Source organism: Frankia sp. KB5 (genome assembly GCF_002099325.1).
Lineage (GTDB): Bacteria > Actinomycetota > Actinomycetes > Frankiales > Frankiaceae > Frankia > Frankia casuarinae.
Genome location: NZ_MRUJ01000117.1, coordinates 17,505 through 31,676 on the forward strand (window position 1 = coordinate 17,505; position 14,172 = coordinate 31,676).

Genomic DNA, 14,172 nt, shown 5'->3' on the forward strand with positions numbered 1-14,172 from the left:
AGGCCGGTCCGCCCCGCCCTGTCCAGGTGATCCCCGCGAAGGGTGTACGGACAGCCGCCCGGGCGGGGACCAGGCCGGTCCGCCCCGCCCTGTCCAGGTGATCCCCGCGAAGGGTGTACGGACAGCCGCCCGGGCGGGGACCAGGCCGGTCCGCCCCGCCCTGTCCAGGTGATCCCCGCGAAGGGTGTCCAGACGCCGGGGTGTCCGGACGCCGGGGTGTCCGGACGCCGGGGTGTCCGGACACCACCGTGAGTGCCAATGAGGCGTGGTGGTTACGGCTGGTAGCGGTAGCCCAGGCCCGGTTCGGTGGTCAGGTAGCGGGGTCGGGTCGGGTCGGGTTCGAGTTTGCGACGCAGTTTGTTGATGTAGAGGCGGAGCGAGGAGCTGTCGTCCGCCACGCCGGGACCCCAGACCTGGCTGATCAGCTGCTGATGGCTGACGAGCTTGCCGGGGTGGCGTACCAGTGCTTCCAGCAGCCGCCATTCCGTCGGGGTGAGGCGTGGACCGTCCGGCTTGTCCTCTCCACCGGTCGCGGATGGATCCTCATGACCGCTGCCCGCGTCGGCGTCGGCGTCGGCGTCGGCGCTGTCTCGTGAGCTGATTCGCTTTTCGCCGAGGTCGATCCGGTACCGGCCGAGGTCGACAACGGTCACCGATTCCGCGCTGGTGGCGCGGCGGGTCACGGCCCGGACCCGGGCCAGCAACTCGTCGATCGAGAACGGCTTCGTGACGTAGTCGTCGGCGCCGGCGTCGAGCGCGGCCACCTTGTCGTGGCCCGAGGCGCGACCGGACAACACGATGATGGGAACCCCGGTCCAAGCCCGTAGCCCCTGGATGACCTCAACGCCGTCCATGTCGGGCAAGCCAAGATCCAGAATGACCAGGTCGGGTGGGCACGACGCCGCCTCCGACAGCGCGTGCCGGCCGTCCAGCGCTGTGCGTACCTCGAACCCCCGAGCGCGCAGGGTGATTCGCATGGCCCGCAGCAGCTGCGGTTCGTCCTCCACGAACAGAAGACGGGTCATATCCGCCCCGTCCCCTCCAGCCACCTCCGGACCGGCGGCGCCTCCTACCCTGGCATCATCCCTCATCCTCGCCCCCTGCGCCTTCGCCCGTCCGGATCAGAAGAGGGTCAGGGGCTCGGTCGGTATCGGCTGAGGCAGTGCATCGAGCTCAGGCACCCGTACCCGTACGTCATCGTGGAAGCAGCGGGCGAGTAGTAGCGCGTCGGCGTTGTCCGGGGTGTGAATAAACACGGTGGGTGATCGACCCTCGCGCAGCCACTCGATGGCAGTGTCAATCCAACGCTGCCAGCCTTTGATCGTCTGCGTGGAGGCGTCGCGGCCGAGGTAGCGGACGATCGGCCGGTCGGTCAACGCGAGCGATCGGAGCGGCACGCGCGGTTTCCTGGTCCAGGCTTCTCGTTCGGCATCGCTGCCTGGCGGGCTTTGAAAGAATGTGGTGGTGTCGAATGGAATCCATTCGGCGGTCGCGGCGGCAAGGACTCCTTCGAGAAGTCGCGCTGCGCGAGGGTCGTTGAAGAATGCGGGGTGGCGGACCTCCACAGCGTACCGGTGGGACCTGGTGAGCCGGCGCAGAAAGCGGGCAAGCACGGGGACGTCGGCCGGGGTGAACGATCCTGGTAGCTGTATCCAGAGGGCATGGGCCCGTGGGCCGAGTGGCTCGATCGCTTCCAGGAAGGCGTGTAACGCTTCGTCGACGCCCGTCAGGCGGCGTTCGTGCGTGATGGTTTTTGGCAGCTTGATCACGAATCGGAAGTCGGCGTCGGTCTGCTGCGCCCACGAGGCCACGGCGCTCCTGGCCGGAGTCGCATAGAACGTTGCATTCCCTTCGACCGCGTTGCACCAGCTGGCGTAGTTTCGCAGGCGTTCGTGAGGCGGGAGCGGATGCGCCAGAAAGCGCCCTTGCCATGACTTGTGAGCCCACATCGCGCACCCCACATGAAGACGCATGACCCAAGCCCTCCATGAACAAACTGCTCCCGAGGCAGCCGGAACCGAGTTCGCCCGCCAAGTCGCGACCGTGCCACAGGTACTGTAGTCCGGGCGTCGAGTCCGCCCCCGGCGTCCGGTGCGCCGCGGGCCGACAGCCCGCGCTCCAGCGATCCACTATCCTTTCCGTACTGGCGAAGTCTAGTTGACCTACGGATCTGGAGCCCTTCAAGCTCCGGAGCTGGAGGGCCCGCAGCCACGGATCCGGCAACTTGGACGAGAGAACTGATACCGCCGGGCTGCTGGGCTTCTCCGAGCGCGACAGCTTTCCTGTGACCGGGTCCAGGCGTCGGCACCATCACCGACCCGCCTCAAACGCCCTGACCGGAGACGGTTCGCCGAGGTACTGGGCAACGGCGGCTTCGGATGACATCCGCTGACATCCGCGGTTGCACCGCCGACGAGAGACCGAGCGTATGCGGCGACTGCTCGACGACGTCTTGGGGATCGGCGGCCTTGGGGAACGGCGGCCTGTTCGTGCGGCGGTGCGTGGAGACCGCCACCGCATGAGGGCCACACAGACTGGTCGGACCCCGGGGGCCGTTCGTCAACCGCGGGCCTCGATCGTGGTGTGTGGGTGCTGGGCGATGCTGGTCTGGCTGAACCTGACTATTCTTCGGCGGGACTTCCGCGACGTCCCCCTGTGGCGCCAGGCGGTCAGCGAGATGCTCCGTCTTGCTCTCCAGGGTCCCGAGGACCCGGTGATCGCGCCGATGACCATCCTCGATTCCGACCTGCTCGCCGAGCTGACGGCCTCGACCCGCGCCGCCGGACACCGCGCCGCCGGACACCGCGCCGCTCATGTCACGCTTCTTGCCGACCGCACGACAATGATCCGCCGCATCCACCGACGCGGGGATGCGGACGCCGGAGTCGCGATCATCTCGCCCGGCCTTGTGGGGGGCGAGGTTCCAGACCCGGAGGAACATCGCGCCCTGGCTGGCGAGGCCTCCGGCGATGGGATCACAATGGTATCGTTTTCCCATGGAAGCCGTTGTCGATCAGGCGGGCCGGATCGTGTTGCCCAAGCTCCTCCGCGAGGCGCTGGGCCTGTTCCCGGGAACGAAGGTGGACATCTCGCCCTATGGCGCCGGTGTCCAGATCGTGCCTGCCGGCAGGACCGCGCRCCTCGTCGAGGAGGATGGTGTGCTCGTGTCAGYCGGCGATAYGCCCGTCGACGACGACATCCTGTTCGGCCTCATTGACGCAGGCCRCAGGTGACCATTGCGGTCGACACGAGTGTCGCGGTTCCGCTCCTGGTACGTTCGCACACGCACCACGCGGATGTGGTGCAATGGTGGGGCGGGSGGGAGCTTGCGCTGAGTGGGTATGCGCTGGTGGAGACCTATTCGGTACTCACCAGAATGCCCGGCGACGCGAGACTGTCCGGGCCGGACGCCGCGCGTCTGCTCGACGTGCGCTTCACTGCACCGTTAACGTTGAGCGGACCGCATGCGCGGAAGGTTCACGCGACGTTGAGTCGCGTCGGTATTGTTGGGGGCGCCGTCTACGATGGGCTGGTGGCTTTGGCTGCCAAGGAGCACGGCCTGGCCCTCGCGACGAGGGATGCTCGCGCACGCGGGACCTATGACGCGCTTGGAGTCAAGGTCATTGTTGTCGCTTGAGGTGGCTCGCGACTCCGAGTACGTTTCACTTCCCGATCCTCGCGGACGCGCCGCGTAATCAATTGATGGATCCGACTTTCCGGTAGTTCCGCGACGTCGTCTAATATCCGATCTTGGAAGCTACGATCGGCCGTCCATACACCCTCTACACCCATGGCGACAGCGACACGACCGGAGCGGTCCGCGGGGTCAGCAGGGACGCCGCCCAGATGGGTCCTGAAATCATCATTCGCCCGTCGGGACCCGGGCGCCGACCAGCGGCGGTGCCCGATGACCGCCCAGCCGGCACCATCCGTATCCGAGTCGAACGTGCGTTCCGCAAACCTGGTGGTTCCGGCGGCTCCGGTCCGCCTCGTCACCATGATCGTGGGGATCGTGGTGATCGAGGCGCGGCCGGTTACGCGGATTCGAGCGCGTCCTCGACGGCGAGGCGCTCGCAACGTCGTTTCCCCCATTCGCCTAGCGGGCGGAGGGCCTCGTTGAGTGAGATGCCATGCTCGGTGAGGGAGTACTCGACCCGGGGCGGGACCTGGCGATACACCTCGCGATGGACCAGGGCGTCCTCCTCCATCTCGCGCAGGTGCTGGATGAGCATCTTCTCGCTGACGCCGGGAAGGCCGCGCCGCAGCTCTCCGAACCGCCGGGTTCCGTGGTTGTTCAGCTCCCAGAGGATCAGCGACTTCCACTTCCCTGACACCACGTCCATACCGGCGTCTATGCCGCAGACGTAGGGACCGCGCCTCGCGCTCGTCGCCATCAGACCCTCAACCTCGCCTCAGCTGGCCACTTACTTCCTGGTAAGTATTGAACAAAWTTGTAGGTACTTGCCGGTGGGGAAGGTTCGGGCGGAGAGTCGGGACGGCACGCCAGTCAGACCACCGAGCGGAGCGAGGGCAATCCATGACGACCTGTACGACCTTCCTGGGCTTGGGCGCGATGGGCAGCGCGCTCGCCGCCGCGACTCTCGACGCCGGCCGACCAACCGTGGTGTGGAACCACACTCCAGGCAGAGCACGGGCTCTCGGCGATCGTGGCRCCACCGTCGCCGAGACCGTCGAGGAGGCGATCATCGGCGGCGGGGTGGTCGTCGCCTGCCTGCTTGACCATCGGTCGGTRCACTCTGTGGTCGAGTTCACCGAAGCCGCGCTGGAATCGCTGGTGACGGCCAGCCTGGACCAGGGCGTCAATGTCGAGGTGCTGCGGCCCGTCCACGACATCGTGCGCCGGCAGATCACCGCCGGATACGGCCAGCAGGGCACCGCCCGCATCTTCGAAGAGCTCAGGAGCTCCCGATGAGCGGCGAGGGCGGTCTGTCTCCTGTGACGGTCGTCGGCCTTGGCCCGATGGGTCGGGCAATGGCCGCGTCCCTGTTGCGGTCCGGCCATCCGGTGACAGTGTGGAACCGCACCGAGGGGCGCGCCGACGACCTCATCGTCAGGGGCGCCACGCTGGCACCCACAGCGACAGCCGMGGTCGCCGCCAGCGAGCTGACCATCCTCAGCCTCACCGACTACCAGGCGATGTACGACATCCTCGACCCGGTCGCCGAAAGTTCGCGACCCTCCGCTGTCCTTGCCGGCAAGGTCCTGGTCAACCTCAGTTCGGACACCCCCGATGCCTCCCGGGATGCGGCGGGATGGGCGGCCAGACACGGAGCGAGCTTCGTGACAGGAGGCGTCATGGTGCCCGCTCCCGCCGTCGGCGGTCCAGGGGCACATGTGTTCTACAGCGGGCCCCGCGCGGTATTCGACATACACGAACCGACGCTCAGACTGATCGGCGAGCCCCGGTACCTCGGGGAGGACCCAGGCCTGGCCCAGCTCTTTTACCAGGCGCACCTCGACGTCTTCCTCACCGCCCTGTCAAGCCTGCTCCACGCCACCGCGCTCGTCACCGCCGCCGGTGTCCCGGCCGCCGACTTCCTACCCGGCGCGCTGAACACCCTCACCGACATCCCGACGATGATCGGAGACGGATGGGACCTGGCCCGGCGCCTGGAGGCCGGCGAACACCCCGGCGACCTCAGCACGGCACGGATGATGGGCGCCACAGCGAACCACATCGTGTGGACGAGTGAGAAGGCCGGCATCGACACACAGCTGCCCAAAGCCGTCAAGGCGCACTACGACCAGGCCGTCACCGCGGGCCGCGGCACCGAGAACTGGACCGTTCTCTACGAGATGCTCAAAGGCTGCGACTGAGGAACGACCAGAACCACGGTCCTACCACCGGGCCACGCAAGCTGCGTACCTGGCACAGGGTAGCTGTTCACGTCGGTTGCGCGGCGGCCTTGTAGATCTTGTTTGGTGATCGTGTGGCGTTCGCGGGCCGGTGGGTGATGATCGGATAGCGTCACGAGTCGTGGAGTCAACCGGCCGCCCGACGTACCCGGATCATCCGCAATCCGGCAAGGGGCGTGCGGCTCCCACCGGCCCGGATCCCGGACAAGCTCTTCCTCGTCTACGCCGGGCGGTTCCGCCCGTTTCCAGGCCGCCCGTTTCCAGACCGCCCGATGATCGTGACCGCTGGGCGTCGTGGTCGCGTCGACCTTCCTGCGATCGAGGGGAGGGCGGCCGGTCGGTACCCCTCGCAGCCAGTGTCGACCGTCCCGCCGTCGATCTTCCATGTTCTCCGATCTTGGGGCGCGAGCCACAACCGCCAAATGTAACCGCCACACGCCAAATGTAACTCCGTCGTGGTTACATTTGGGTGTGCCACGTGACGTGAGCCAGACGATCGCCTTCCTGCGCGCGGCGGGAGGCGACACCACCGAGGTGGAGGTCAAGTCTGCCGCCGGCGGGTTACCCGCCTCGTTGACCTCTACGCTGAGCGCGCTGGCGAATCAGCCCGGGGGCGGGACCATCATCCTGGGACTCGACGAGCGGGCCGGGTTCCGCCCCGTCGAGCTCAGCGACCCGCAGGTACTCAAGCAGGGCCTGGCTGCCAGGGCCCGGGCATTCACACCGCCGGTCCGTCTCACGATCGAAGACGGGGAGGTTGACGGGGCCGCGGTCGTGGTTGCGCAGGTCCAGGAGTGCGACCGGTCGACCAAGCCCTGTCGCGTCACCGCGACCGGCAGGGCGTACCTACGTGGCTACGACGGCGACTACGCCCTGTCTGACGTGGAGGAACAGGGGTTCCTGGCCGCTCGCCAGCCACCGCTGTTCGACCGTTCACCTGTCGAGGACGCCACCATCGACGAGCTGGACACCGAACTCGTCGATGCTTTTCTACTCGCTGTCCGCGAACGCGACCCGGCCGGGCTCGGCCGTTTTCCCGACGACACCGAGCTCCTACGCCGGGCTGGGGTCACGATGGATGGCGGGCARCCAACTGTCGCGGGACTGCTCGCTCTCGGGGTCCATCCCCAACAGTGGTTCCCTCGCTACGTCATCCAAGCCGCCGCGCAGCCCTTGCCCACCGGCTCCGCCGCAACGCGGGCCCGCAACCAGGTCACCATCAGCGGACCGGTCCCGCGGATGCTCGACGCGGCGCTGCTCTGGGCCCGACATACCTTCGACACCGCCATCGTCGCCGAGATGGACGGCAGCGTTCGTGACCGTCCGATCTACCCACTCGTCGCCTTCCGTGAGCTGGTCGCCAACGCGCTGATCCACCGCGACCTCGATCACTGGTCCGCCGGRCTGGCCGTCGAAGTGCGGCTTCTGCGGGACCGCCTGGTAGTGACCAATCCCGGCGGCCTGTACGGCATCACCGTCGACCGGCTCGGACGCGACGCGGTGACCTCCGCCCGCAACGCCAGCCTGGTCGCGATCTGCCAGCACGTCCGCTCTGCGCAGACCGGAGCTCGGGTTATCGAAGCCCTCGCCAGCGGGATTCCCACCGTCACCGAGGCTCTCGCCGACTGTGGCCTGCCGTCAGCCCACTACGTGGACAGCGGCATCCGGTTCACCGTCATCCTCCACCAGTTCGCGACCGCCACGCCCGTGGCAACCGCCGAGCCCCCGCTGGGCGCCACGGAGCGTCGCGTCTACCAGGCCCTGACCCGTCAGGGACGAACAGTCAGCGACCTCGCCGAAGAGCTCGGGCTGTCCGCTCCGAACATCCGCAAGGCCCTGCGAAACCTGCGCGGCCGCGGGCTGATCCTTCAACTCGGCGGCAGAGGCAGGGCCACCACCTACCAGCGGACGGACTCATAGCCGATCGATCCTTACCCGCCAACCACTACACGCCCTGGACCATGCCTGGCCCATCCCCATGTTCCACCCGGCCAGATGACGCCGAGTCCACCGCGCGAGCCAGATGAATCACGTCACCGCCGCTGGTCAGGGTGAGAAGCATCGGCGCCCCATGCGTGGTCCTTTGATGCGCCCCGAAAGCCACGCATGGGGCGAAACGGCCTGCACTCCGCGTGGTGTGGCCGCGCGATCAGTCGAGCCACAGCGACGGAACTCGTGGACGCCGATGTACACGCAGAGTCATCAGAGGATGAGTGGGTTCATGGCCTGCCGCAGGCATCTGACGACCCTGCACGGGCACGCTCCGTGATCCCCGCGCCGACCTTGGACAGCGGGTGACCTTGGGGGCGACCTTGACGGAGGGATCCACTTCCCGGTCTCGAGTGCGGRCGCGGCGGCGCGGGATGACCTTGCTCGACAGAAGCCCCGGCGGCCCTAGATCTGGGCATCTACCTGCGGGTTTGGTCGTCCAGGCGGGGCTCGGACCACCTGTCGAGGTCCTGACCAGGATCGTTCCACAGCCCTGGATCTCAAAGGGATAGATCGTAAACCGCATCCACCCAGGTCGGAGGAATGATCAAAAAATTGGTGGGGCTCGAACCCACGACCGGAGGATTATGAGGACTATCCGGCTATGCGGTGTGCTGAGCTGCATCGACGCACGTCACGCGCGACCGTGAACGTCGAATACTCCTCTGTACAGAGATCCGTCTGGTTGCAATCCTGTCGAGGAGATCACACCACCCAGCGGTGGTCACAGACCGGCGCGGCCGTGGCCGGTCCGGGGCACGGCCCTGCCGCGGAGGGGCGCCCCGACGGCGGCTGCGGCTTCGACGCGGTCGCGTTGCCTTGCGATGCGCGTCCACGCGAGCCCAGGATCTACGCTGGGATCGGATGGTCGCGTCCCACCGACGTCTTGGACGCGTGACGACTCATCCGCCCGGGAGGCGATGGTGACGACGGCCTTGCCAGAGGACAGCTGGCTGCGCGACCTGCGCCCGCAGCCCGCGYGCGTGACGGCAGCCGAGTACGAGGCGCTGTCGGAGGAGATCGCCCGGTCGATCGAGATCGTCGACGGTTACATCATCTTCTGTGAGGCTCCCGCCCCGGACCACCAGACCGCGGGACGGCGGCTCGCCAACCTGCTGGAGCGGCACGCCCGGAACGCCGTGAAGTCAGGCCGGTACGGCTGCCTGACGGTCAACAACGACGTCGACCTGCGGCTCCGCGACAYCCCCCTGCTCAACCGCCGGCCCGACGTCATCCTTTACCGCTGCCTCGATCGTGACCGCGGCGAACGGCTCCGCGCCGAACACGCCCTGCTCGTCATCGAGATCGTCTCGCCCGGCTCAGAGACCCAGGACACCACCGACAAGCTCGGCGAATACGCCCGCGCCGGCATCCAGCACTACTGGATCATCCGACTCGACAACGACGGCGTCACCAGCATCGAACGCTACGCCCTCGACCGCGCCAGCATGCTCTACAAACACCTCGGCACCCTCATGAAAGACGAGGCCGGCGGACCACCGGAAATCACCAACCCCATCCCGATCACCATCACCTGGGATGACCTGGCTTTCTGAGCGTCCCGACAGGTCGACAGGACCAATTTTGGCCCTCCCAGTCATTTGTTGCAAGCCGTGCGAGACGATCTTGGCACGGTTGGATGTCGCGGATCAGCGTGGCGCCATCGCTTCACTCGTCCCGGGGGTGCGGGAGTTCGGCCCGCCGGGGGTCCCGCGGGTCGAGGAAATCGAGGATCCCAAGCCGTCGGTCGGCGAGGTGCTGGTCGCTGTCGAGGTGGCCGGGGTCGGCTACGGCGACGTCATCGTGCGGTCCGGCCGGTATCCGTTTCCGAAGCCGTACATCCCGGGCCTGGAGGTTGGCGGCCGGGTCGCCGCCGTCGGACCGGACGTCGATTCGTCGCTGACCGGCAAGCGGGTGGTGGCGAGCACGGCTGGGATGACCGGCGGGTACGCGGAGCTGGCCCTGGCCGAGGCCGACAGCGTCTACGAGGTGCCCGAGGGGCTCACCCTCGGGTCCGCTGTGGCGGTGTTCCAGGCCGGCGCCATCGCCGTCGGCCTGGTGTCGGCCATCCAGGTCCGGCCCGACGAGTCCGCTCTGATCACTGCGGCGGCGGGCAGGATCGGCTCGCTTCTGGTGCAGCGGGCCAAGGCTGCCGGGGCCGCGACCGTGATTGCTGCCGTGGGCAGTCCCGCGAAGGCGGACGTCGCGGTCGAGTTCGGGGCCGATGCCGTCGTCGACTACACGACGCCCGGCTGGGTGACGAAGGTGCGCTGGGCGGTCCGGGCTGACCCTGGAGTCGGCCAGGACATACCCGATGGCCGGAACTGCCCTGGTCGGCTTCGCCTACGAGGGTGTCGCGTCGAAACCGGCCTGACGGCCGGCGGCGGGAAACGCGCCCACGTCGAGGACCCGGCCTCTGCGACCCGGCCCCCGCGGACCCGGCCCCCACGGGGACAGCCGGCACCGCCGAGCGCCACCACGCCCGACGGCGCCACCCGGCCGACGGCGCAGCGGGCCTCCCCGGGCCCCGGGACAGCACGGGACACCCGCCGCCTCATCGGCCACCACGCCACCGGCCACCACGCCACCACGCCATCGGCCATCGGCCATCGGCCATCGGCCATCGGCGACATTCCCGGCTGGAAGTTCGGCCGCGGTGGGGCGTAGGCAGGGGTGGTCGGTGGTGCGCAGTAGGCATGGCCGGCCATGCCGGCGCAACCACTGCGGGACCTTGTCGAGCCAGGCTGGGCGCATGCCCTCGAACCGGTGGCGGGGCAGATCAGCRCCATGGGCGACTTCCTGCGGGCGGAGATCGCCGCCGGGCGCGGCTACCTGCCGGCCGGCCCGCATGTCCTGCGGGCCTTCCAGCAGCCGTTCGACGACGTGCGGGTGCTGATCGTCGGACAGGATCCCTACCCGACCCCGGGAATGGCCATCGGCTACAGCTTTGCGGTGGCACCCGAGGTGCGCCGGCTGCCGGGCAGTCTGCTGAACATCTTCCAGGAGCTGTGCGCGGACGTCGGCGTGCCGAGGCCCTCGACCGGCGACCTGACCGGCTGGACGCGCCAGGGGGTGCTGCTGCTGAACCGGGCGCTGACGACGGCGCCGCGCCAGCCCGGGCTCGCACCGGGGCAAAGGCTGGGAGCCGGTCACCGAACAGGCCATCCGGGCGCTGGCCGGGCGGGGCAGGCCGCTGGTCGCGATCCTGTGGGGTGCCGAGGCCCGCAGCCTGCGGCCGTTCCTGGACGGTGCCGCGACCATCGAGTCCGCCCACCCGTCACCGCGGTCGGCCGACCGGGGCTTCTTCGGGTCCCGGCCGTTCAGCCGGGCCAACGACCTCCCGCGCCGCCAGGGTGCCGAGCCGGTCGACTGGAGCCTCCCGTGACCCGCCCGCCGCTCGGCCCGGAAGCTCCGGGACACGGCGCCTGACCGTGGCCGACACCGGCGCCCCGGCAGACGTGAGATGCCCTGCCCCGCGGGCTGCGGTCCGGGAGGGTGCCGGTCAGCGTTGCGCGGGGGCACCGGCGGGGGTGGGGCCGCGGCGCAGGGCGGCGCGGACGAGGAGGCCGGCGGCGAGGGCCCAGAAGGCGGCGCCGACGCGGGCGAGGGTGACGCCGCTGGCCGCGACGACGAAGGTGACGACCGCGGCCTGCCGCTCGGCCGGGTCGGCCAGGGCCGACGTCAGCGCCGAGGCGAGTGTGCCGACGAGGGCGCGGCCCGCGAGGGCCGTGGTGACGCCGGTGGGGGCGGCGGCCGCGACCGTCACCAGGAGCGTGGACAGCAGGGCGAGGGCGAGGAAGGTCCAGGCGGCGAGGTGGGCGACGACCCAGCGTCGTCGCGGGTCGGGGTGCGCGTCGGGGCTCGCGGCGAGCGCCGCGGTGATCGCGGCCAGGTTGATCGCGTGGCCGCCGGCGAACGCGCCGAGAACGGTGCCGACCCCGGTCACCGTCATCGCCTCCCGCCAGGGGACCGCATACCSGTAGGAGGACAGCACCGCGACACCCGGCACGTTCTGCGAGGCCATCGTGACGACGTAGAGCGGAACCGCGAGCGAGAGCATCGACGCCCAGTTCAGCGTCGGTGCCGTCAGCGCGACCCGGGGCAGCAGCGGCCTGTCGGGCCCGCCGTGCCGGCCGAACCAGATCCCGACCGCCACCACCGCGGCGGCGAACGCCGCCGGCACCGCCCAGCGCGGCGCGACCCGCAGCAGCACCAGCCACACCACGACCTCCGGCGCGACGAGCGCCGGATGGTCCACCAGCCCGTGGACGGGCACGAGGCACAGCGAGAGCAGGACACCGGCGAGCATCGCCTGCGCGATCGGCGCTGGGATCGCGGCGATGAGCGTCCCGAGGCGGGGCCACAGCGCGGTCAGCAGGATCAGGCCGCCGAGACCGCGAAGGCCCCGACCGCCGCCGCCCAGCCACCGTCGACCGCGCCGGTCGAGGCGAGTAGCGCCGCGCCCGGCGTCGACCAGGCGAGCAGGATCGGCATCCGGTGCCGGCGGCTGAGCCACAGCGTCCCGAGCGCCTGGGTGACGGTGACGGCAAGCAGGCCCGAGGCTGCCTGCGCGGGGTCCGCCCCGACCGCCCGCAGCCCGGCCAGCACCACGACGGCCGTGCTCGCGAACCCGACCAGCGCCGTGACGGCGCCTGCGCTGACCAGATGGGTGCCCCGAACCCCCGAAGCCGCCTCGCCGTCCGCGGGATCCGGCGGATCCGACCGGCCTGAACCGCCGTCGCTCACGGTGACAGCGGGATCGGCGCCGACGGTAGGTCCGGAAGGTCACGATCGCGCTGTTCCATCCCCGGAACACTACTGTCGGCCGTTCGGCGGCGGACCATGAAAACGGACCGCGGATACGGCACCCGTCACGAGGCCACGGCCGCCACCGGCACCCGGCCGCGGGTGACCAGCCCGGCCCCGGGCTCTCCCGGGGCGCGAGCGGTGGGGGTGTGGGGCGGCGGGATCGTCCGCTCACACGAAGTTCCCGTCTCCACAACCTGGCGCCCTGGAAGGTGCTGCCCGACGGACGTTCGCCGGACAGCGTCACGACCGGGCGTCCCCACCCCTCCGATGCCCAGGCCCGCCGGGAGGCGCTGCACGTCCTGTCACTGCACGTCCTGTCACTGCACGGCCTGTAGTGGGAGGATGCCGCGGTCCGGACGCGGGAAGGTGGTGCGCCGGGCCGCCGGGCCGGGCCATCCGGTCATCCCCGCGCGGGATCCGAGGGTCAGCATTCGGCGAAGAAGGCGAGCATGTCGGCGGCGAGCCGGTCGGGAACCTCCACCGCGGGGAAGTGCCCGCCCTCGTCGTGCACCGTGGAGCGCACCACGCGGCACAGCCGTCCGACGAACTCGGGCGGGGGCGGGCGAAGGTCATCCAGGCCGTTCCCGAAACGCCCGAACGCGGTGGGGGCGAGGACCCGGTCACCGACCGTCATGCCCTCCTGGACCTGGCGGTTGTCGTGGAAGTCGCGCAGCGTGCTCCCGACGCAACCGGTGGCCCAGTAGAGCGTGAGCGTGGTCAGCAGGAACTCCCGGGACACTCGGGGCACCCGGCCTTCGGCGCAGTCCGACCAGGCACGCCACTTCTCCAGCAGCCATGCGGCCAGCCCGGCGGGCGAGTCGGTCAGCCCGTACGCGAGGGTCTGGGGCCGGGTGGACGCGATCGCGTGATAGCCGCCTTCGGTCAGCGACCACCGTTCGCCGGCGTCCAGATACGCACGCTCGGCCGGGGACAGCGGTGTCGGGTCGACGGCCGGGTCCAGGACGGGGTCGAGTTCGAGATCGGTCAGGTACAGCCCGGCCACCGTGTCGGGATGGTCGAGTGCCAGGAAGGTGCTGACCCCGGAACCGAAGTCGCTGCCCGCGGCCAGGTACCGGGGATAGCCGAGCCCGGTCATCAGGTCGTGCCAGACACGCGCGGTGTCCCGCAGCGTGTGTTCCCCGGCCGGACGCTCGGAGAAGGGATACCCGGGCAGGGACACGGCGACGACATCCCGCGCGGGAGCGTCGATGCCGTACGCCGCGGGGTCGCGCAGGCGGTCGACGAGCGGGAGCATCTCCACGAAGCTGCTCGGCCAGCCGTGGGTCAGGATGACCGGCGGACCGTCGGCCCCCGGCACCCGATGATGGACGTAGTGCACCCGCAGCCCGGACACCTCGGCGACGAACTGGTCGTACCCGCCGTTGATTCTCTCCTCGGCCGCACGCCAGTCGAAGGTGGCCCAGTCGGCGAGCATTCCCTGGAGGAACGCCAGGTCGGTGCCCTGGGACCAGGCCGGGCCGGGGGCCGGTTGCGGCC

Annotated in this window: 11 protein-coding genes and 2 pseudogenes; 8 read left to right on the forward strand and 5 right to left on the reverse strand. The window is 69.7% G+C overall.

Going from position 1 to position 14,172, the window contains the following annotated elements; all coding sequences use genetic code 11:
* Positions 1–272 precede the first annotated feature (272 nt).
* Both KBI5_RS12760 and KBI5_RS12765 read right to left on the reverse strand, forming a co-directional pair.
* Positions 273–1,025, reverse strand: a complete 753-nt coding sequence (locus KBI5_RS12760; RefSeq protein WP_035958678.1) for a response regulator transcription factor — start codon at positions 1,023–1,025, stop codon at positions 273–275.
* 96 nt (positions 1,026–1,121) lie between these two features.
* The gene (locus KBI5_RS12765; RefSeq protein WP_011437673.1) at positions 1,122–1,973 is read right to left on the reverse strand and encodes a DUF72 domain-containing protein; all 852 of its coding nucleotides are present in this window, start codon (positions 1,971–1,973) and stop codon (positions 1,122–1,124) included.
* A 1,023-nt stretch (positions 1,974–2,996) separates the two neighbouring features.
* Here KBI5_RS12765 and KBI5_RS12775 point away from each other — a divergent pair.
* Both KBI5_RS12775 and KBI5_RS12780 read left to right on the forward strand, forming a co-directional pair.
* Positions 2,997–3,233 carry an AbrB/MazE/SpoVT family DNA-binding domain-containing protein gene (locus KBI5_RS12775; protein WP_085015347.1) on the forward strand — a complete coding sequence of 79 codons (237 nt, stop codon included), beginning with the start codon at positions 2,997–2,999 and terminating at the stop codon, positions 3,231–3,233.
* The gene (locus tag KBI5_RS12780; protein WP_085015348.1) at positions 3,230–3,637 is read left to right on the forward strand and encodes a type II toxin-antitoxin system VapC family toxin; all 408 of its coding nucleotides are present in this window, start codon (positions 3,230–3,232) and stop codon (positions 3,635–3,637) included. Before KBI5_RS12775 ends, KBI5_RS12780 begins: the two co-directional genes overlap by 4 nt.
* A 397-nt stretch (positions 3,638–4,034) precedes the next feature.
* Here the strand turns inward: KBI5_RS12780 and KBI5_RS12790 are convergent, their stop codons facing one another.
* On the reverse strand, positions 4,035–4,394 hold the full coding sequence (locus tag KBI5_RS12790; protein ID WP_011437677.1) for a helix-turn-helix domain-containing protein: 360 nt from the start codon (positions 4,392–4,394) through the stop codon (positions 4,035–4,037).
* 143 nt (positions 4,395–4,537) lie between these two features.
* Here KBI5_RS12790 and KBI5_RS12795 point away from each other — a divergent pair, with 143 nt between their 5' ends.
* The 6 genes and pseudogenes from KBI5_RS12795 to KBI5_RS28715 all read left to right on the forward strand — a co-directional run bounded on the left by KBI5_RS12795 (position 4,538) and on the right by KBI5_RS28715 (position 11,251).
* Positions 4,538–4,933 (forward strand): NAD(P)-binding domain-containing protein, encoded by a 396-nt coding sequence (locus KBI5_RS12795; protein ID WP_085015349.1) that lies wholly within the window; start codon positions 4,538–4,540, stop codon positions 4,931–4,933.
* Complete coding sequence (locus tag KBI5_RS12800) at positions 4,930–5,838, forward strand: NAD(P)-binding domain-containing protein (RefSeq protein WP_085015350.1); 909 nt, start codon at positions 4,930–4,932, stop codon at positions 5,836–5,838. Before KBI5_RS12795 ends, KBI5_RS12800 begins: the two co-directional genes overlap by 4 nt.
* Positions 5,839–6,348: 510 nt before the next feature.
* Entirely contained in the window at positions 6,349–7,797 is a 1,449-nt protein-coding gene (locus KBI5_RS12805; protein ID WP_236701496.1) for an ATP-binding protein, read from the forward strand.
* 989 nt (positions 7,798–8,786) lie between these two features.
* Positions 8,787–9,422 carry a Uma2 family endonuclease gene (locus KBI5_RS12810; RefSeq protein WP_241882847.1) on the forward strand — a complete coding sequence of 212 codons (636 nt, stop codon included), beginning with the start codon at positions 8,787–8,789 and terminating at the stop codon, positions 9,420–9,422.
* 79 nt (positions 9,423–9,501) lie between these two features.
* A complete protein-coding gene (locus KBI5_RS12815) occupies positions 9,502–10,533 on the forward strand; it encodes a zinc-binding dehydrogenase (protein ID WP_198537682.1) in 1,032 nt (343 codons plus the stop codon).
* A gap of 39 nt (positions 10,534–10,572) precedes the next feature.
* Positions 10,573–11,251 (forward strand): annotated as a pseudogene (locus KBI5_RS28715) (uracil-DNA glycosylase).
* Positions 11,252–11,368: 117 nt separating this feature from the next.
* Here KBI5_RS28715 and KBI5_RS12825 read toward each other — a convergent pair.
* Positions 11,369–12,531, reverse strand: a pseudogene (locus KBI5_RS12825) (benzoate/H(+) symporter BenE family transporter).
* A gap of 568 nt (positions 12,532–13,099) precedes the next feature.
* The coding region (locus tag KBI5_RS12830) for an epoxide hydrolase family protein (RefSeq protein ID WP_085015354.1) at positions 13,100–14,172 on the reverse strand (1,073 nt) is incomplete at its 5' end.